General features: G+C 44.1%; 13 protein-coding genes and 2 pseudogenes. 5 read left to right on the top strand and 10 right to left on the bottom strand.

The window, feature by feature from the left end:
- Positions 1–133: 133 nt before the first annotated feature.
- Positions 134–748, top strand: coding sequence for a recombinase family protein (locus OH663_RS10505; protein WP_159359436.1), 615 nt, complete (start codon positions 134–136; stop codon positions 746–748).
- Between the two features lie 326 nt (positions 749–1074).
- On the opposite strand, the gene OH663_RS10510 is transcribed toward OH663_RS10505, so the two are convergent.
- Positions 1075–1854, bottom strand: coding sequence for an LEM-3-like GIY-YIG domain-containing protein (locus tag OH663_RS10510; protein WP_064672855.1), 780 nt, complete (start codon positions 1852–1854; stop codon positions 1075–1077).
- A gap of 382 nt (positions 1855–2236) precedes the next feature.
- Between OH663_RS10510 and OH663_RS10515 the strand changes: the two are divergent.
- A pseudogene (locus OH663_RS10515) lies at positions 2237–2688 on the top strand (recombinase family protein).
- Positions 2689–2999: 311 nt separating this feature from the next.
- Here OH663_RS10515 and OH663_RS10520 read toward each other — a convergent pair.
- From OH663_RS10520 to OH663_RS10535, 4 genes are read right to left on the bottom strand one after another with little or no spacing between them, the layout of a single operon-like run.
- Positions 3000–4067, bottom strand: a complete 1068-nt coding sequence (locus tag OH663_RS10520; RefSeq protein ID WP_159359360.1) for an SAVED domain-containing protein — start codon at positions 4065–4067, stop codon at positions 3000–3002.
- A 9-nt stretch (positions 4068–4076) separates the two neighbouring features.
- Complete coding sequence (locus OH663_RS10525) at positions 4077–4547, bottom strand: Mov34/MPN/PAD-1 family protein (protein WP_159359359.1); 471 nt, start codon at positions 4545–4547, stop codon at positions 4077–4079.
- Complete coding sequence (locus tag OH663_RS10530; RefSeq protein WP_074154679.1) at positions 4540–6273, bottom strand: ThiF family adenylyltransferase; 1734 nt, start codon at positions 6271–6273, stop codon at positions 4540–4542. Before OH663_RS10530 ends, OH663_RS10525 begins: the two co-directional genes overlap by 8 nt.
- Positions 6270–7313 (bottom strand): nucleotidyltransferase domain-containing protein, encoded by a 1044-nt coding sequence (locus OH663_RS10535; protein ID WP_159359358.1) that lies wholly within the window; start codon positions 7311–7313, stop codon positions 6270–6272. The genes OH663_RS10530 and OH663_RS10535 overlap by 4 nt, the downstream gene beginning before the upstream one ends.
- Positions 7314–8024: 711 nt before the next feature.
- On the opposite strand from OH663_RS10535, the gene OH663_RS10540 reads away from it, so the two are divergent.
- A complete protein-coding gene (locus tag OH663_RS10540; RefSeq protein ID WP_191608146.1) occupies positions 8025–9416 on the top strand; it encodes a hypothetical protein in 1392 nt (463 codons plus the stop codon).
- A gap of 86 nt (positions 9417–9502) precedes the next feature.
- Here OH663_RS10540 and OH663_RS10545 read toward each other — a convergent pair whose 3' ends face one another.
- Positions 9503–9757, bottom strand: coding sequence for a YkgJ family cysteine cluster protein (locus OH663_RS10545; protein ID WP_074154678.1), 255 nt, complete (start codon positions 9755–9757; stop codon positions 9503–9505).
- Positions 9758–10154: 397 nt separating this feature from the next.
- On the opposite strand from OH663_RS10545, the gene OH663_RS10550 reads away from it, so the two are divergent.
- A complete protein-coding gene (locus OH663_RS10550) occupies positions 10155–11246 on the top strand; it encodes a DUF4236 domain-containing protein (RefSeq protein ID WP_159359357.1) in 1092 nt (363 codons plus the stop codon).
- 36 nt (positions 11247–11282) lie between these two features.
- On the opposite strand, the pseudogene OH663_RS10555 reads toward OH663_RS10550, so the two are convergent.
- Positions 11283–11366, bottom strand: a pseudogene (locus OH663_RS10555) (YkgJ family cysteine cluster protein); the annotation flags it as partial.
- Between the two features lie 281 nt (positions 11367–11647).
- On the opposite strand from OH663_RS10555, the gene yeiP reads away from it, so the two are divergent.
- Positions 11648–12220, top strand: a complete 573-nt coding sequence (yeiP, locus tag OH663_RS10560; protein ID WP_045445067.1) for an elongation factor P-like protein YeiP — start codon at positions 11648–11650, stop codon at positions 12218–12220.
- A gap of 55 nt (positions 12221–12275) precedes the next feature.
- Here yeiP and torD read toward each other — a convergent pair whose 3' ends face one another.
- From torD to torC, 3 genes are read right to left on the bottom strand one after another with little or no spacing between them, the layout of a single operon-like run.
- Positions 12276–12908, bottom strand: a complete 633-nt coding sequence (gene torD / locus OH663_RS10565; RefSeq protein WP_200010121.1) for a molecular chaperone TorD — start codon at positions 12906–12908, stop codon at positions 12276–12278.
- Positions 12898–15396 carry a trimethylamine-N-oxide reductase TorA gene (torA, locus tag OH663_RS10570; protein WP_200010122.1) on the bottom strand — a complete coding sequence of 833 codons (2499 nt, stop codon included), beginning with the start codon at positions 15394–15396 and terminating at the stop codon, positions 12898–12900. The genes torD and torA overlap by 11 nt, the downstream gene beginning before the upstream one ends.
- Positions 15397–15399: 3 nt before the next feature.
- Complete coding sequence (gene torC / locus OH663_RS10575) at positions 15400–16539, bottom strand: pentaheme c-type cytochrome TorC (RefSeq protein WP_200010124.1); 1140 nt, start codon at positions 16537–16539, stop codon at positions 15400–15402.
- Between the last annotated feature and the right edge of the window lie 62 nt (positions 16540–16601).

The following is a 16601-nucleotide window of genomic DNA, read 5'->3' on the forward strand; positions in this document are numbered from 1 at the left end:
TCAGTATCATTATGGTATACCTGATATAGACCATAAAACAAAGTCTCAATAGAGTTGAATTTAACTCTATTGACAACAAAATAACGTGATGTATCATATGGGTATTGGTTTGATATTTAAAAGAGAATTCATGATGAATGTCCGTATCTACTGCCGTGCATCTACTGAAGGTCAACACGCTGATCGTGCATTATTTAGCCTGCGCGAATTTGCGCGAAGCAAAAAATGGTCGGTTGCCGGAGAATACATTGAGAATGCCAGCGGTGCGAAGCTGGAGCGAGTTGAACTCATGCATCTACTGGCGGAAGCACAACCCGGTGATCTACTTCTTATTGAAGCGATTGACCGTCTCAGTCGTCTTCAACATGAAGAATGGGCTGAACTCAAAGCTACGTTGAACAGTAAAGGGCTGGTGATCGTATCAATGGACTTACCGACCAGTTGGCAGATGGTTGAAATGTCCGGTAACGACCTTACTAGTGGCATTCTTCGGGCAGTCAATGCAATGCTGATCGATATCCTTGCGACAATGGCACGGCAAGATTATGAAACCCGGCGTAAACGTCAGGCGCAGGGTATCGCAAGAGCAAAACTGGCGGGTTTGTATATGGGGAAAGAAAAAGATATGGAAGCCCGTGAGACTGTTCGCGAAATGCTGGCGCAGAACGTTAAACCAGCCCACATAATGAAAGCGGCAGATATAAGCCGTGCCACGTTTTACCGAATCAAGAAAGAGTTAATAAGCTAATTATATTAGCTCGGACTCAAACTGACAGTTTTAGCAGTCAGACTGTAATCGAATCTAACCGCCCACACTGATTGATGAGCAGTCATGCTTCTCTATTGAAGAGATTCTAGTTGATGGCATCACTTAATAATGAAGGGAAATAGACTAAGGAATCGTAACAGGAAAGCCCAGTATACACGTGTATAATGGGCTCTCCTGTTACGATACGGCGAACTTAGCTGAAAGTCCGCAGTAAGCGAAGTGTAGTGTTCAACAAAACTGGCCACACCTTTAGAGTTTTCAGAAGAATCGTTCTGATTCTTTCGGCGTCAAGCCAACATTACCTTTCAGTAATCGAAATTTGGTGAATACTTTACAGGAGACATTGATCCTTTCTTTCTGAGGTCATCAGGGATCTTCTTACCAAGATAGAGCTGTGTAACTTCAGGAGATGCCGCGCGTCCCCGAAAACCAAAGCGTGAACTTTGAGTGGCTTCAAACTCATCATCTTCATCCCATTGACGCATTTCAGGAAAGTTATCACGGGTAGATTTTAACCACTCATCAGCTATATATACCCCCCTGACAATTCCTTTTACTGTAGCCAGGATAACTTCAGCTTTGCTTGCTCGTTCGAGGCTTATACGCCAACTGAAGCGTACTGCGTCATAGAGATCAACATCCTTTGAACTTCTGTTAACTGATATCATCAGAGCTTTGTGCTTAAATTCAACTGTCTCAGGCTGGTACGTTGCGATTAATTCTTTGATATGTGCAGCACCATATTCGTTACTGCCAGCACCATTCATGATGTTTGTCAAACCAGGGTAAGCATCGATTAGGGCAGCCTCCACCTCGTACGCAGTCTTTTCATCGGCGATACCATGCCGATGGATAACATGTATGACCTCCAGACCAACTAATCTAATCTCGCGAAGTTGCTTAAGTTTGTTACTGAGTAGTTCATCATCATCAGCGACAGCCACTTCACCGCGCATGTGAGCAAAAACGCGATTACCTTTCCCCTTACCCACGTAAAAAGTACTTCCGTCTCGTGGATCAATCAGTCGATATACATACCAACCAAGATGTTCGATTACCCCCGGAGGGAACTCATTAATATCCATATCAAAACACCTATTACTTGATTAATGCGATATAAGTTATACTTTCAGCTACCAGTTGACAATTTGTAAGCCATACAAAAATTCACACCCTCCACCGTTGTCACGTTCAAATAGCATCTTCCTCACCGAGTCGATATTTATGCCTCCTTTCTCCTGGAGAGAGTCTTAAAAGGACTTCCTTTTAGGACTCGCAAATCGCAACAGTGGGATGCCGCCCACGCATGTCTCAAAAGTTTGATTTCTCATTTCTAAACACATTAAAGATTGAGACATGGAGATACATAATGTCAACTATGGGTATGTTCGTGTAAGTACGGATGAACAGACGACGGAGAATCAACAACGGCAGACAGTCGAACGCTATCAAATTGACAAATAGTTTATCGATGAAGTCACCAGTGGCACGACAAAAGCTATAGGACTTGATGGATAGTCATTTCTAATGAATTATATACGTGAAAGAGATATTGTTGTATGTGTTGCTGTAGATCGTATTGGACGAAACACAGTCGATTTATTGCAAACAGTTGAGATATTAAAAGAAAAAAGAGTTAGTGTTGTCAGCATGCTGAGGGCTTCGATTTAAGCACTCCAGCAGGGGAAGTCATGCTTACCATCATGGCAGCACTGGCAAAAATAGAACTATCTATATTAAATGAGCTTAGAAAGGCTGGAATTAAACGCGCCACAGCTCAAGGGATCCAATGTAGTAGAACTGCCAAGGCGACTACTGAAGACATACTGTTACTGATTGCACAAGGTAAGAGCCTTAGAGAGATTGAAACAGAGCTTGGGATAAGCAAAGCGATCTACTTCCGTCTCAAACTACATTAACATGATTTGTTGCCACCTTTAGAAGTTGGTTAAGATCCTTTTTAAGGTTTTGCAACTTAGAGTTTTACCTAACATTAGCGTTTGATTTGACCCTTAAGTTTAATTTTTATAATTTATAAGGTTTTATGTAACTAGACTAATGGTCATTTACAACAACATGAATTACTATGTGAATATATCAAAAATATAAGACATAGACTTCAGAGAAGCAGACTCACCTGCCCTATCGCTATATACTTATACCGCCCCGATGTTTCAGGGCAATATTATAAAACCCAGCCTATGTAATTTATCCATTATTTCTCACATGGCTAACTTATGTCTTTACCAGTAACCCTTAGACACCATTCATACTTATTATCAATAGAATTCCAGTGCCAAATGCTGATGGCACCATGCAGACCTTCTTGGTAGAGAGCCCCCAACCTAACGACAACAGATGCTTGTGCGGAAACAAAAAGATGTACTTCTTCTGCCTCTTTCTTTAATTCGGAGATGATATAGCTGATGCTTTTAACGATTTTCTCCTGTTCATCCTCTTCAGGAAGATTATCAAATCGGAACCCTGTACTTAGTTGAACATGTAAAGTGTGTCCTACAAAATCAGCAGGAAGATCTTTTTCTAAAATTTCCATCGTAAAAGAAATTGCGAGACCGATAACCCGTCCATTGTTTGACGTCACACATTTACTATCAGTTATTATCTGTCCATTATAACGTTTAACTATCTTAGCATTTGTGGGAGAGGCATCAAGAGGATGAAATACTTTTTTGCCTCGATCAAAGTCAAACAACTTTAGAGCCAAGTGCCCATCTGTCATAAAACTACCAATCATATAAAGATACGGCACACTACCTATTGCTGTAACATAAGCAGTTGTCGCCCCATTGTGATGTATTCTATCCCTGATTGTTTGTCGGATGAAATTAGCATTGTTCAAGATGTTATTTTTATTTCTAGAATCGAATAATTTAAAATCCACATTTAAAACCTTCGCCTTCTCCCTTAAAGAAAGCATTTTATCAGCAGCTTGAGGATCAGTATTTTCAAATCCATATGCGCGGATAAGAGCAATATCCCGCTTATTCAAATCTTTCAGAGCAACATAAGCACATATACACCACAAAATAAACCCAGCAATCAGAAATAGAACACCAAACACAAGGGCAAGATCAGAACACTTTTGATAAGTAAATGTTAATCCGTTAATAATATTAATATTTTTCTTGAGGAATGCCTCTGAAAATACAAGGTTAACCGCCCAACCTCCAACTAATCCTGCCATTCCAATCCTAAGCAACCCAAGCGTCAGTCGAGATAATTGATCTTTAGGTCTGAAAATCATTTTAATGAGATACATAAGTGTTGCGTTGTTCATTATAAGCCCTCAGAATTCCTGTCGCAGGAGATTTTCATTTTGAAAATAGTAAAGTGCACGTCTTTCTGTTCCGATTATTATAAAAAAAAGCCTCTGCTCAGGATTTCGTAACCTGCATTGTTTCCAGTCTCTAATATCGATGCATGAAGCATGGGGATTTTTTTCTGGATGGGTATGCCATGTGCCAAAATATACTAATTGACCTTGTGAATTCTTATGCAAATGATCGACTATATTCTGATGTTCTGGATCCCTTAGAGTAAAACTCATTCTTGAACATCGATCTCCTTTCTGTGGTACCGTAATTTCGACCAAGCCGTAACTCTCAATCTCCAGATCCTTATTACCGACAAGCACTCCAAACGCTTCCGGTTCCATTGACTTAATCTGACGATATGCATGCCAGATATCAATCACTTTATTTGCAATATGGAGACTGAAATATTTCGTCTCTACAGTTAGTACATTATAATTATCCATTGCAAATATCACATTCGTCATTTAACAAAGGGAGAACCTCTAGTGTGCGGGTGAACGCATGGTACCTCCCGCTTAATTTGAAGCCATTTTCTGTTGCATCCACTGCACTCCCTTTCCAGCTCACTCTAGATGATTCACGTATTTTGCCAAGAAGGTATTTAACACCGAGATCAGCAGTAATTAGTGCGGTTTGAGTTGAGGCTATGTAAGTATAAGGTAGAAATGCATCACCACATCCAGCATGATTCCTCGTCAGATCCTGGTTTGGAGCCAAAAAATTCAGATTTGAAACTAAACCTCTTGAAAAATCAGTAGGATCAACATATGCACACCGTAAACAACCTTTTGTTCCAGGAATTTCCAGAATTGCGTGTCCTCCTATACCATATCCTTCTACCCATGCATTGATCACCGGAACATTAATTTTTTCTTTGATAAGATAATCATGAAACAGTCGTTCTTGAGTGGGTGCTCCTATCGCTATGACGATAAGATCGTACTTCATTAGTAATTCATAATTTCTTAAATCAAGTAACTTATTTGTATATTTTCCAACCTCCAACCATGGGTATTTACTGGTGAGGTTGTGCCACAATGCTTGCGTTTTATGAAACGAAGTATACATCGGTGGTAGAATATGGCGATAAAGGTTATTCAGCGATAGAGTTTCTGGGTCATATAAATCTAAACGGCCAACGCCAGAAGCTGCAAGTTTATCTGCAACGTCTCCCCCAACGGAACCACAACCGACAATCATAACTTTTTTATTGAGTAGCGATTCTTCTGCTCCGCTCCTAGGCATAAGCCTTTCTTTATTAAAAGTTAATACTTCGATGGGATCGAGGTTCCATTCAGTCAGATGTGACTTTTTGAAAGGCAAAGTTTTTCGACCTTTGCCAGATTTCTTTTGGGAAAAATGAATTCCGAACCATGTTATTCCCGAAGGCGTTCTCGCGCTAAAGACCAGCCAAAACTCATATGAACGTTTTTGAGCAAACTGCTGAGTTAATTTAGTTCTGACATCCACCGATAGTTCTGACAGCAGGGCAAGATACCAATCAGCAAGTTCATCCTTTTTCCATGGAGCTGGTTTTGCCACGCTTAGCGGGATAACAAATCCCTTACCTACTGTAGTCTGCCGATTTTTTAAGGCCCGATTGATAGGTGAAAAAGTATTTTGGGGAATAGACCCTTCGGCATATCCTAAATAATACTGTCCAAGGTCTAAATGGCCTTCTCGCGGCTTAAGAACACACAACTCTTCTGGAGTTTCACTTTCAGTTAAGCAAAGAAATGGGGTACTGCCCTGCTCAACGATACCCAACCAGCCAGCTTCAAATTCACGAAGCAATTCCTGAGTATTCCATTCACTATCGGTTAAAGCCTGGCTTAACAAAGCAACATGCCTTTTAAGTGATTCTTCAAAAGCAAGTTCAGGCCGTTCAAAATTCACAGATACAGCATCAGGTACATTGACACAAATACTAGCAAAACGATTTTCAGGATAGAATGCAGTATGTGCCAGTCTTGGAAACGCTGAAGGGTCAGCAAGAAGAAAACTGGGCATTTTGGCGAGTTCTGCTACAGTGACATGCCATAAAGTAACAGGCAAACCGTTAATCTCCAGTTCGACTGTTAAGTATCCAATTTCAGCCGTCTTCGATGGAATCGCGGATACCTTGTATCCGCATTCGTTCAAGTGGGTCAAAATGACTGAGTAATTCATGCGCCTTGCGATGTCCCCACAACTCCGGAAGAAGCGAAAACAGTTTTAACTACCGATGACGAAGCAGTTGAGGTTGCGGTGCATTCTGGAAAATCTTCACCAAATTCACTTCGTAACAACTCACACTGTTTAGACTCTTGCTCTTCATCAACAACCTTATCCAAGTTCTTCAAAAGAGAGGATAATTTTTTACGGAATTGAGTACCTGTCGCAACACTACTGTTATGGTAAATGTCCCTGTAAGGGCTTACAGGAAGCGCAACACTGATTTTGTATTTGTCCACATCAACCAAGGTGAAATAGCTGCGATAGTTGAGAATGTGGTTGATTGTCTCTCTCAGTGCAGTGAGGTCATCAGGAAAACCTTCATCATTAATTGAAGGGCAGAAAGACTCTTTCACCATCACCGCGATACCGATCGAGTAAATTTTGCGTCGCACGTCATCACCAAAAGTGTGATTTCTCCAACGCTTTAAGTATCTAACAATACGCCTGAACTGGTCATGCTTATTGGAACCATAGACTTCATCAGCGTCGTAATCATTCACCCAGTCAATAAGCTCACGCGGTGCAGCTCTAGACCACTCACGATTATCTTCATCTGAATGCCTCTTACCAACGGCCAATTCATATTGACCGTTATCGTACTTGCGATAAATTGGGATATCGATATGAAGATTTTGAGCCTTGTAATCAGCAGTTACACAAGGCTTTTTGATCTTAGCGTTTTTAAAACCACGTTTTTCAAGCACTTCCAGTACAGCAAGCTTAGGCGTTATTGGGTTTTCCGGTGCCAGACCAGCTTCAATAACAATTGCACGATCAATATCGAAATCCTGCCCTTTTTCACGGATTCCGGTGAAGGTTGCCAAAGACCCCTGAATGAAATCCTCAATAACCGGATATCCATCTTCTTTGAATCGCTCAATGATATCGGTAGTAATACTCTCATCCTTAAGACGGGCCGCCGTGTACTCAAGGTCCTTCCTACCTAACTTGATAGCATCATGAAATTTCTTAAATTTGGCTTGAAGACTCATATTGACCCCGCATTAGTTGTGAACGATATGTCAGATGGGGCCGCTTCGCTTGATTTCAAGTAGCATAGCGAAAATTTAGCCTGATTCTTATTTACATTAACAACAACATCAACTCTTACAATTGCTTAGCTTATAAGTCCAGCGCTTTCGCTGGGCTGGCCGCTCCTTTCTAGAAAATCATGTGTGTGATTAACAACTTTTAGATAGATTTTCAAATCTAAATCATTAATAAATATCGACTTTCTGATTTGACAATGGCCCTTAACGCACATATCGTATATGCCAACAACGTAATTTTCACGGGTCGCAGCAACCTCTTCAAGCTGGATCGTGATGCCAGGAAGTGATGACCTGGTCCCAGGGAGCAAACCTAATGCTTCGTGTAGTACACGCTGGACTACTGTTTGTCCGCAACTCCGTTCTATTGCTCCCTTTCTAGATCGATTTTCTTGACCTTAACGGTAAACCCTTTGCCTTTATCCAGTCTTGGAATCATCGAAGGGATGTTCCTTACAACAATATTTTATTCAGATCACTTATCTGAAAGGTTTGTTACGTCTTTTTTTTCTTTTTCTCCGAAAGGGGGGGAAGGGAAGAAGAAAAAAAAGGACACCAGTAACATGTTGCATAAATACTACTAAAAATTACCGAAAACCCGTGTATAGCAAGGCCTCCAGCCCATTTCACGGTTTTGTAAAACGAGAATATAATATGAACCTGAAACCACGAAACTTTGATGAAGTCATTGAAACTGTATTAGTTCATAAAGGTGTTTGCACCTCTGATGTATTGAACAGATATTCAAAAAAAGAGAAAGATTATTATTTCAATCAATTTCTGATCGGAGCCGTCAACAGGCGAAAGCATCCCAAAGATGAGTACGCTTTCTCACTTTATTCCTATGAAAGACGAAAACATATACCGAACGCTTCGAGATTTGAGGACATGATAAAAGATATTCCTTTAATCACAAAAAGTTGTAATTACTGGGCAGATCATTGGTCTAACGGCTATAGAGTGACTAGTGCTGGCTATGACATTTTTTCGGTATGTTGCAATGCAGTTCCTAGCAAATGTGGTCTCTATAACGAAGGAAAACCATACAACCCACCTCGGAATGGCATACGCTCCCAATTAAAAAATAGCAATAAATGTTATGTAGAAGTCAAGGTCCCTAAAGAAATTCCTCTTAATGAGATGTCTCTTTGGCGATACATGAAGAGACTTAAGCAGAGCGGCAACCAGAGAAATATGGTTAGTCAAATTGAATACCTGTTAGCGCTTGCGAAGTCGAGTAAAAGTGGTTTATTACCGATAACATACGTGCAAAGTAATGGGGGACGGTTGTATGCAGAAGGCCCTGTAAATCTTCAAAATTGTAAGAGAGAGATTCGTAAAACTGCGTTGACTGGCATGTTCGATGTGGATATCGAGAATTGTCACTACAACTTACTAGAACAGATGTGCAATCGGATCGGTATAAAAACGCCCTGCATAAACCATTATGTCCGTAACAAAAAACAGGTCCGTAGAGAAATAGCCTCTACGTTACAATGCTCAGAAGAACAAGCAAAAGTGGTTTTGATTGCTCTTATCTATGGCTCAAATCTCAGTCCTCGTGGGGTGCTAAAAAAGCTGGGTATTGATACCAGTAAAGTGACTATCAAAGATACTTGGATTAGTAAACTAGCTCAGGAGATCACCAATGTGAGACGTTATGTGATTGAAGATTATACAGCACGGACTAGAGGGAGTTGCAAAATCAAAAACGACGCAGGGATGATTGTTAATACCAGAACAGAAAACGGAGAATGCGTTAAGGAGTCAAAATTATTAGCACATCTTCTCCACGGTGCGGAATCACTGATACTTCAACACATAATTAGCTTTCTAGGTGATAATGTCGTTTTGCTTCAGCATGATGGTGTCACTTGCCCCAATCCTGTAGATACAGATGAACTCAGTGATTATATTGCAGAGAAAACAGGCTATCGTGTTCAATTTGATATTGAGCAGCTGAAACCAGACTTTAATGTCGATGCCACTGATAGAATTCAACAACAAGACTTGGAAGACATTTTTGAAAGTGAAATGGCTGCATGATAGCTATCCTATAAGAGAATGATCCCCCTATCTTATTGATATAAAGAAAAAAATATGCATCGCCGGAGGTTATGTGCTACAAATAATTATGGTGTTGTACTGGACTCCAAATGAAGCAGATAAGTCATAGCGGCATCACGATCCGTTGAACACATATCTAGCGAAGGTTGAAGATTACCGCACACTTTTGGTCGTAGTTCCGAACCGAAAATATTACATAAGTTGTCATTAGATAATTGAACACACCTTACATTTGCGGGTTTCCCCTCAGGCATGCCAGGAATTGGGCTTGATATAGAAGGAGCAATACAACAAGCCCCACAATCAATACGACACTGCATTAGACATGCCTCACGCTATCTTGTACTTCCCATGACATTAACAGAAGACCTCATAATCAGTTAGTCTAACCATACATGTCAGTTGCATACTATGAATAATTGATAATTAGGCCGCCGACAGGCATTCAGGGAATGGGATTGATATGGACGGCGCGGAGCAACAGGCCCCACAGTCGATTCGGCATTCCATGAGGACCTCTCAATTTCTCTGAATTCGAATTAAATACTAACACACTGCACAATCGGATCGATAGCATGCAACCAGCACCTATTCCTCTATAAATAATCATCGTTCCTCTTACATGGCTTAATGTTCCTTTAACATTGCAGTACAATCGATGAGTTACAGCCCCCTAGCTTAGGATGAATTAAGCCCCTCGTTTTACAAGGAGTTACTATGAGCTTCTACATAAAGAAAAGCATTCGCGTTGGACCGATGAGATTTAACCTATCCAAATCGGGAGTCGGTGCATCTATTGGTATAAAAGGACTTAGGCTTGGTACTGGCCCAAGAGGAAATTACATCCACATCGGTGCTGGCGGAGTCTATTATCGTGCTTCGCTTTCACCAAGCCTTGTCCCACAGAACAGAAAGAAGGTTCAACATGTTTCACACGAATTTCCAATAGAACATGACACTACACATGCACCTCTTGAGGAAATCGAGTCATCCCATATCTCGGAAATCGTTGATTCAAGTTCCCGAGAACTGCTTGAAGAGTTGAACAACAAACGTAAGAAGTCCCAAATATGGCCCTTGGTCATGTGCCTTTCGATTGCGCTGTTACTTTACGGTTTTTCACAGGCATGGCCTGAGTGGTGCCTCGCTATAGGATTTATCGTAGGGGTAGCAATTTCTGTTTTTGCTTACATGTACGATCAGCTAAGAAAGACTACTGTTCTTTTTTATGACTTTGATGATCAAATGATGGCATGTTACCAGCAACTTCATGATAGTGGAGCCAAGCTCGCAAGCTGCTCAAAAGTATGGCATATAGAAGCTTCTGGAGCCGTTTATGACCCCAAGTATCATGCCGGGGCTGGTAACTTACTACGCAGAAAAGTAACCTCTATCAGCAAATCAAAGCCTCCCTTTGTTAAAACAAATATTGAGACGATTGCTATCAATGTCGGTCGCCAAACATTACATTTTTTTCCAGATAGAGTACTCGTTTATGACCGTGAAGGTGTAGGCGCTGTTAGTTATAACCAGCTATTCGTTAATGTTGGTGACAGTCGATTCATTGAAAGCGAAGGTGTACCTGGAGATGCCATAGTCGTTGGCAGGACATGGAAGTATGTGAACAAGTCTGGAGGCCCAGACAGAAGATTTAAAGACAATTCAGAACTTCCTATATGCCTGTATGAAAACCTTTCGTTTACAAGTCATTCTGGACTAAATGAGTTATTACAACTGTCTAAAACTGGCTATGGAGAAAGCTTTTCACGTTCAATTGAAACACTTAGCAAAAAAATCATTTCTGCTTAGCTATGTCATTTTTTATAATGCGAATAATTGACTATTAGGCTTGCCATCAGGCATGCCAGGGATAGGGCTGGAGATAGAAGGCGCAGTGCAACATGCACCACAATCCGGACGGCATTCCATACAGTATTCTCTTTAACGTAAACCATCGGATGGTGCAGGTAGCGAACAGTATACACACAATCACTCGATAAGCATCGGGGCAGCAAGTGAATGAGTCCCGGAAGCGTACACGTAAGACGCCCCTGGAGTTATAAGCGCAGCCAACAAAGAGGCAACGTCAAGGATGATGTGTGTATCCCCTTTTTTGCACCAGCAAAAGTGACAATTCCGCTTGCCTGAATGGCCCGGCGCGAGTAGTTTGACGCGATATTTTAGACACTCCCCACTACAGGATTTTTTCGATGCCAAGAGCGAACGAAATTAAAAAAGGTATGGTACTGAACTACAACGGCAAACTGCTGATTGTAAAAGATATTGATATTCAATCACCAACCGCACGCGGTGCAGCTACGCTGTACAAAATGCGTTTTTCTGATGTCCGTACCGGTCTGAAAGTTGAAGAGCGCTTCAAAGGCGACGATATCGTAGATACCGTTACGCTGAGCCGCCGTGGCGTTGATTTTTCCTACGTTGATGGCAACGAATATGTCTTTATGGATAAAGAAGACTATACCCCGTATACCTTCACCAAAGACCAGATTGAAGAAGAGCTGCTGTTCATTCCGGAAGGCGGGATGCCGGACATGCAGGTTCTGACCTGGGACGGCCAACTGCTGGCGCTTGAACTGCCACAGACCGTAGATCTGGAGATCGTTGAAACGGCACCGGGCATCAAAGGCGCTTCAGCAAGTGCGCGTAACAAACCCGCCACTCTGAGCACTGGTCTGGTGATCCTGGTTCCTGAATATCTGAGTGCGGGTGAAAAAATCCGTATTCACATTGAAGAACGCCGCTATATGGGCCGTGCAGACTAACTTTTCGCAGCGACACAAGCTAAAAGGGACAGCATCTGCTGTCCCTTTGTTATTTTCAGCTCTGGCTGCTGAGGTAAAAATCGTCCATCAAAAGAGATTCCAGATACAACTCATCTTCACGCATAAAATGCGTTATGACATTAACCGCCTGAGGATAAAATCCCTCTTCGTCCCGGTGCAAGCAGCTTTCCCGTAACAGCGGTGCCCAGCACATGATGTGATGATGCAAAAAGTAATATTGCGCGGACAGCTTCTCTTTATTGGCAACCATTCTCGCCATCAATGACAACTGTACAGCAATATGGTCGGCAGTCTCATTTTCATGCGGTGTCAGCCCATACTCAACTAACAGCACATTCATTTCCCTGCGTTCTTCGGCCGCCGTCGTATGTGGATAATGTCCCGCATAGGGAGAAACACCGCCGGGAGGCGCCAGCAAAAACAACGAGGCAAAATCCGCCGCCAGCTCCAGTTGTCGGTCTTCACGGCGCAGCACCCGGGCAAGGCTGCGTTCCAGATTTTTGATATCAAAAGACAACCCAGGGATCGCCGTTAGCGACGCCAGCCACTTTCGGTTTTCCCCACTTTCCAGGCTGGTGAGTTGCTCCTCGTTCAGCTCACGGAACAGCAGTTGCGAAAACCACTGGTATACCGCTGCACGCTGCTGAAAAATGTGATTATGCTGCACTAACCTTCTCCTCTTTCATGACCTCCGGACCACCGAAACCCGTGACCTGTGGGGCACTCCCCTGGTATCGTTCCACCTCGACCAGTACCGTATGCGCTGAAGGTCCCTGCGCCAGTTGCGATGTACCGACATCCGCACTCAACACATTCGGATCGCCATAGGTGCATAACGTGCCCGATTTCCCACCTTCTTGCGGCGAATACCACGCTCCCTCATGAATTCGGATAACGCCAGGCGCGTAGTCAGGGCTGATTACCACGCCCGCCAGCACCTGACCACGGGCATTAAATACGCGCGCAATATCCCCGGCTTTTAAGCCACGCGCACGGGCATCCGCCTCGCTCATGTACAACGGCTCTCTTCCAGCAACCGCATAGGTATTACGAAACGCATCGCTGGAACAGAGCTGGGAATGAAGGCGTTTATCCGGGTGGCAGGATTGCAAATGCAGCGGATATTTATCTTTCTTACCAGAATGGCTGCGCTCAAATGGCTCCATCCACACCGGATGTCCAGGACAATCCTGATACTGGAAACCAGCGATGGTTTTACTGTAGATTTCAATCAGACCGGAAGGCGTTCCTAACGGATTGATATCCGGCTGTTCGCGAAATTCTCCATGACGCACCCACGGCTTCCCGACAGGATATTCAATGTATCCTTCGCCCTGCCAGAAGGTTTCAAAGTCCGGCATACTGACGCCAAGTGATGACCCGGTTTTCACGCCCTCTTCATAAATGGATTTTATCCACTGCATTTCATCGCGCTTTTCGCGATATGTCTCTTCCTGACCAAAGCGTTTGCACAGACCGGCAAAGACATCAAAGTCGTGTCGCGCTTCAAACTGGGGTTTGACAACCTGGCGGACGGCCATCAGCCCTTTATTCGAATGTGTACCAAACTGCTCAATGTCGTTACGCTCAAAGCGCGTTGTCACGGGCAGGACGATATCTGCAAAACGACAAGATGCCGTCCACTGATGATCGAGAACTACCACGGTTTCCAGCTTCTTCCAGGCATCGATCATCCGGTTGCGATCCTGCTGGGCATGGAACGGATTGGCCGCGCTGAAAATCGCCATTTTGATGTCAGGAAAAGTTAATGTTTCACCATTGAAAGCGATCTTCTTGCCCGGCTCCAGCAGACAATCGATCATTCGTGAGGTAGGAATATGCTCCGAAGCGCCGCGAAAGTCCGCTTTGTATTTCGCAGCAGGCGGGCTGTTGATACTGCCGAGGCCACTCAGTACGGGGCCCGCAGAGGTGACTGTACCGCCACCGTTGTAATGCCAGCCAAAGCCCACACCGCCACCAGGCAGCCCAATTTGTCCGGCCATGCTGGCCAGTACCACCAGCATCCAGGGATATTGTTCGCCATGGTGCATACGCTGCACGCACCATCCACCCATAAATTGTGTGCGCCCCTTCACCAGCAAACGGGAAAAATCGCGAATTTGCTCCGCAGTCAGGCCGCAAATTTCCGCCGCCCACTCAGCGTTTTTCGGCTGTTTGTCGCTCTCTCCCGTCAGGTACGGCAAAAACTGCTCGAACCCAACGGTGTAATCGCTGATAAACGCGGCGTCGTATAGTTTTTCTTCGTACAAGGTATGTGCGAGCGCCAGTAGCAAAGCAACATCAGTTTGCGGTCTTATCGCCAGTTGTTCACAGCCAAGATAGTTTTGCGATTTGCTGCGTACGGGATCGACGCTGATAACCCGCATTTTACCCTGCGCGACGGCCTCTTTAATCTGCTGCCAGTATCCAAATGCGTCGTGATCGGGAACGAGGAATTCGATCTGTAAGTTCTTGATAGGATCGCAACCCCATAGCACGATTGTATTGGTATTTTCGATAACCAACGGGAGCGAAGTTTGCTGTTCATAGACTTCAAGCGAGCCAATCACGTGAGGCAAAATCACCTGCGCCGCTGCAGCTGAATAGTCGCCAACGGTAGTGACATAGCTTCCATGCAAGCCAAGTCCCCGGTCCATCGCGCCGCCGGCCTTATGGTATTTTCCAACCATTTGCCAGTCCGCCAGTCCGGTAAATACGCCAGAAGAACCAGAGATCTTTTGTACCCGCTCCAGCTCCTCATAGAACAGATCCAACGCCTGATCCCAGCTCACACGGACAAAACGGTTATCGCCACGTTGGTTGCGATCTGACTTTTCACGCTTGCGTAACCAGTCCAACCGCACCATCGGATAGCGCACGCGCGATGGGTTATAGACCACTTCCCGAACGGCATTGAGCATATCGCAGGGATATTTATCATGTTTGAATGGACGGGTATCTAACCATTCGCCGTTCACGACTTTGGCTTCAAAAGCGCCAAAGTGCGAACCAGACTGGATCCATTGCTCAGGATTTTCACCTGCAGCCCAGACCTTTGAGATCAGGGGATTCGGCCCTAATGCGCTGACGGCGCCAACGGCTAACATTCCGGTCAAAAACCGTCGACGTGACGGGTTAAAATCATGAATATCCATAAATTATCCTTTTGTATTGTTAGATTCAGGTACATCGCTGGCGTGAGTCTGGAGATATTTCAACAGCGTGCGATCTTCCACCGGATTAAGCCGGTAGTAGGTGGACATGGATTTCAAGCCGGCGATCCAGCCATTAGCGGTATAACGACTCGTTGGCGGTGTGCTATGACAGGCGCTACAGGTGGACTGCAACATCTGATCGGCGTATTGCCAGATGGAGTCAACATTGTCGGTAAAACCATCCGCAGAACTCCAGGCAATCACGCTCACCAGTTGCCATTCCTGATGTGACTCAGGATCAACCTGAGTTTGCTGAATCTTCACATTATTCATCAGCGAAGCATCTAATACGGCAGCGAAAACGCGTTTGCCCATATACTGAGTTATCACCCGACCACGTCCTTTGCTTTCCCGCCAGCCGGTCAGTTCTATCTGAACGCTTTTCCCCTCTCTTTTCAGCACACGCACTTCCGTTGCCGGGTACAGCATGGCTTTACCTGCAGCACTCTCTGCTGTGGCAGCCAGTGATTTTTCACCTAACGAATACAGCGTCGTCGCCGTGGGTAATTGTTCACCCTGACTCTGCAATTGCTTGTAACGATCGCGAAAACCGCTGCTCATATCGGGTTTGTGATGTGCAATGCCTTTGTGGCAGTCAATGCAGTTACTGTTCTTTGCCGCAGCCGCCGTCATTTGTGCCACCGCATTAGCAGACTGTTTAGCGTGATCCATCGCCTCACAGCTATGACACGATTTACAGGCCGCGGAATTGTTAGCGCTCATGCGCGCCCATTCCCGTTGCGCCAGTTCCGCACGCTTTAGATTGAATTTCTCAGGCGTATCGATCGAAGGAGAGATAATGGTGTGGTATAGATCGTTTAACGCTTCCGTCTTACGTATCAGGGTTGGAACAATACCCGGTGGAATGTGGCAATCCTTACATTCCGCGCGAACGCCAGAGGCATTTCGAAAATGCACGCTGGTTTTATATTCCTCCCCTGCAGTACCCATCGCGTGGCACGATAAACAAAACTCAGTGGTGCTGGTGTAATGTACGCCCTGCCACGTTCCCCAAATGACGAAAGACATTGCTACTGCTCCGCCGAATACGCACCAAAGCGCGTTTTTTCTTATCCACGACATACTTGCCTCCATTATTTTAATAGCGACACGCTAAGGGATATTAAAAATCAAAAATAGAGACA

It is taken from the genome of Citrobacter sp. Marseille-Q5395, from assembly GCF_947057495.1.
Lineage (GTDB): Bacteria > Pseudomonadota > Gammaproteobacteria > Enterobacterales > Enterobacteriaceae > Citrobacter > Citrobacter murliniae.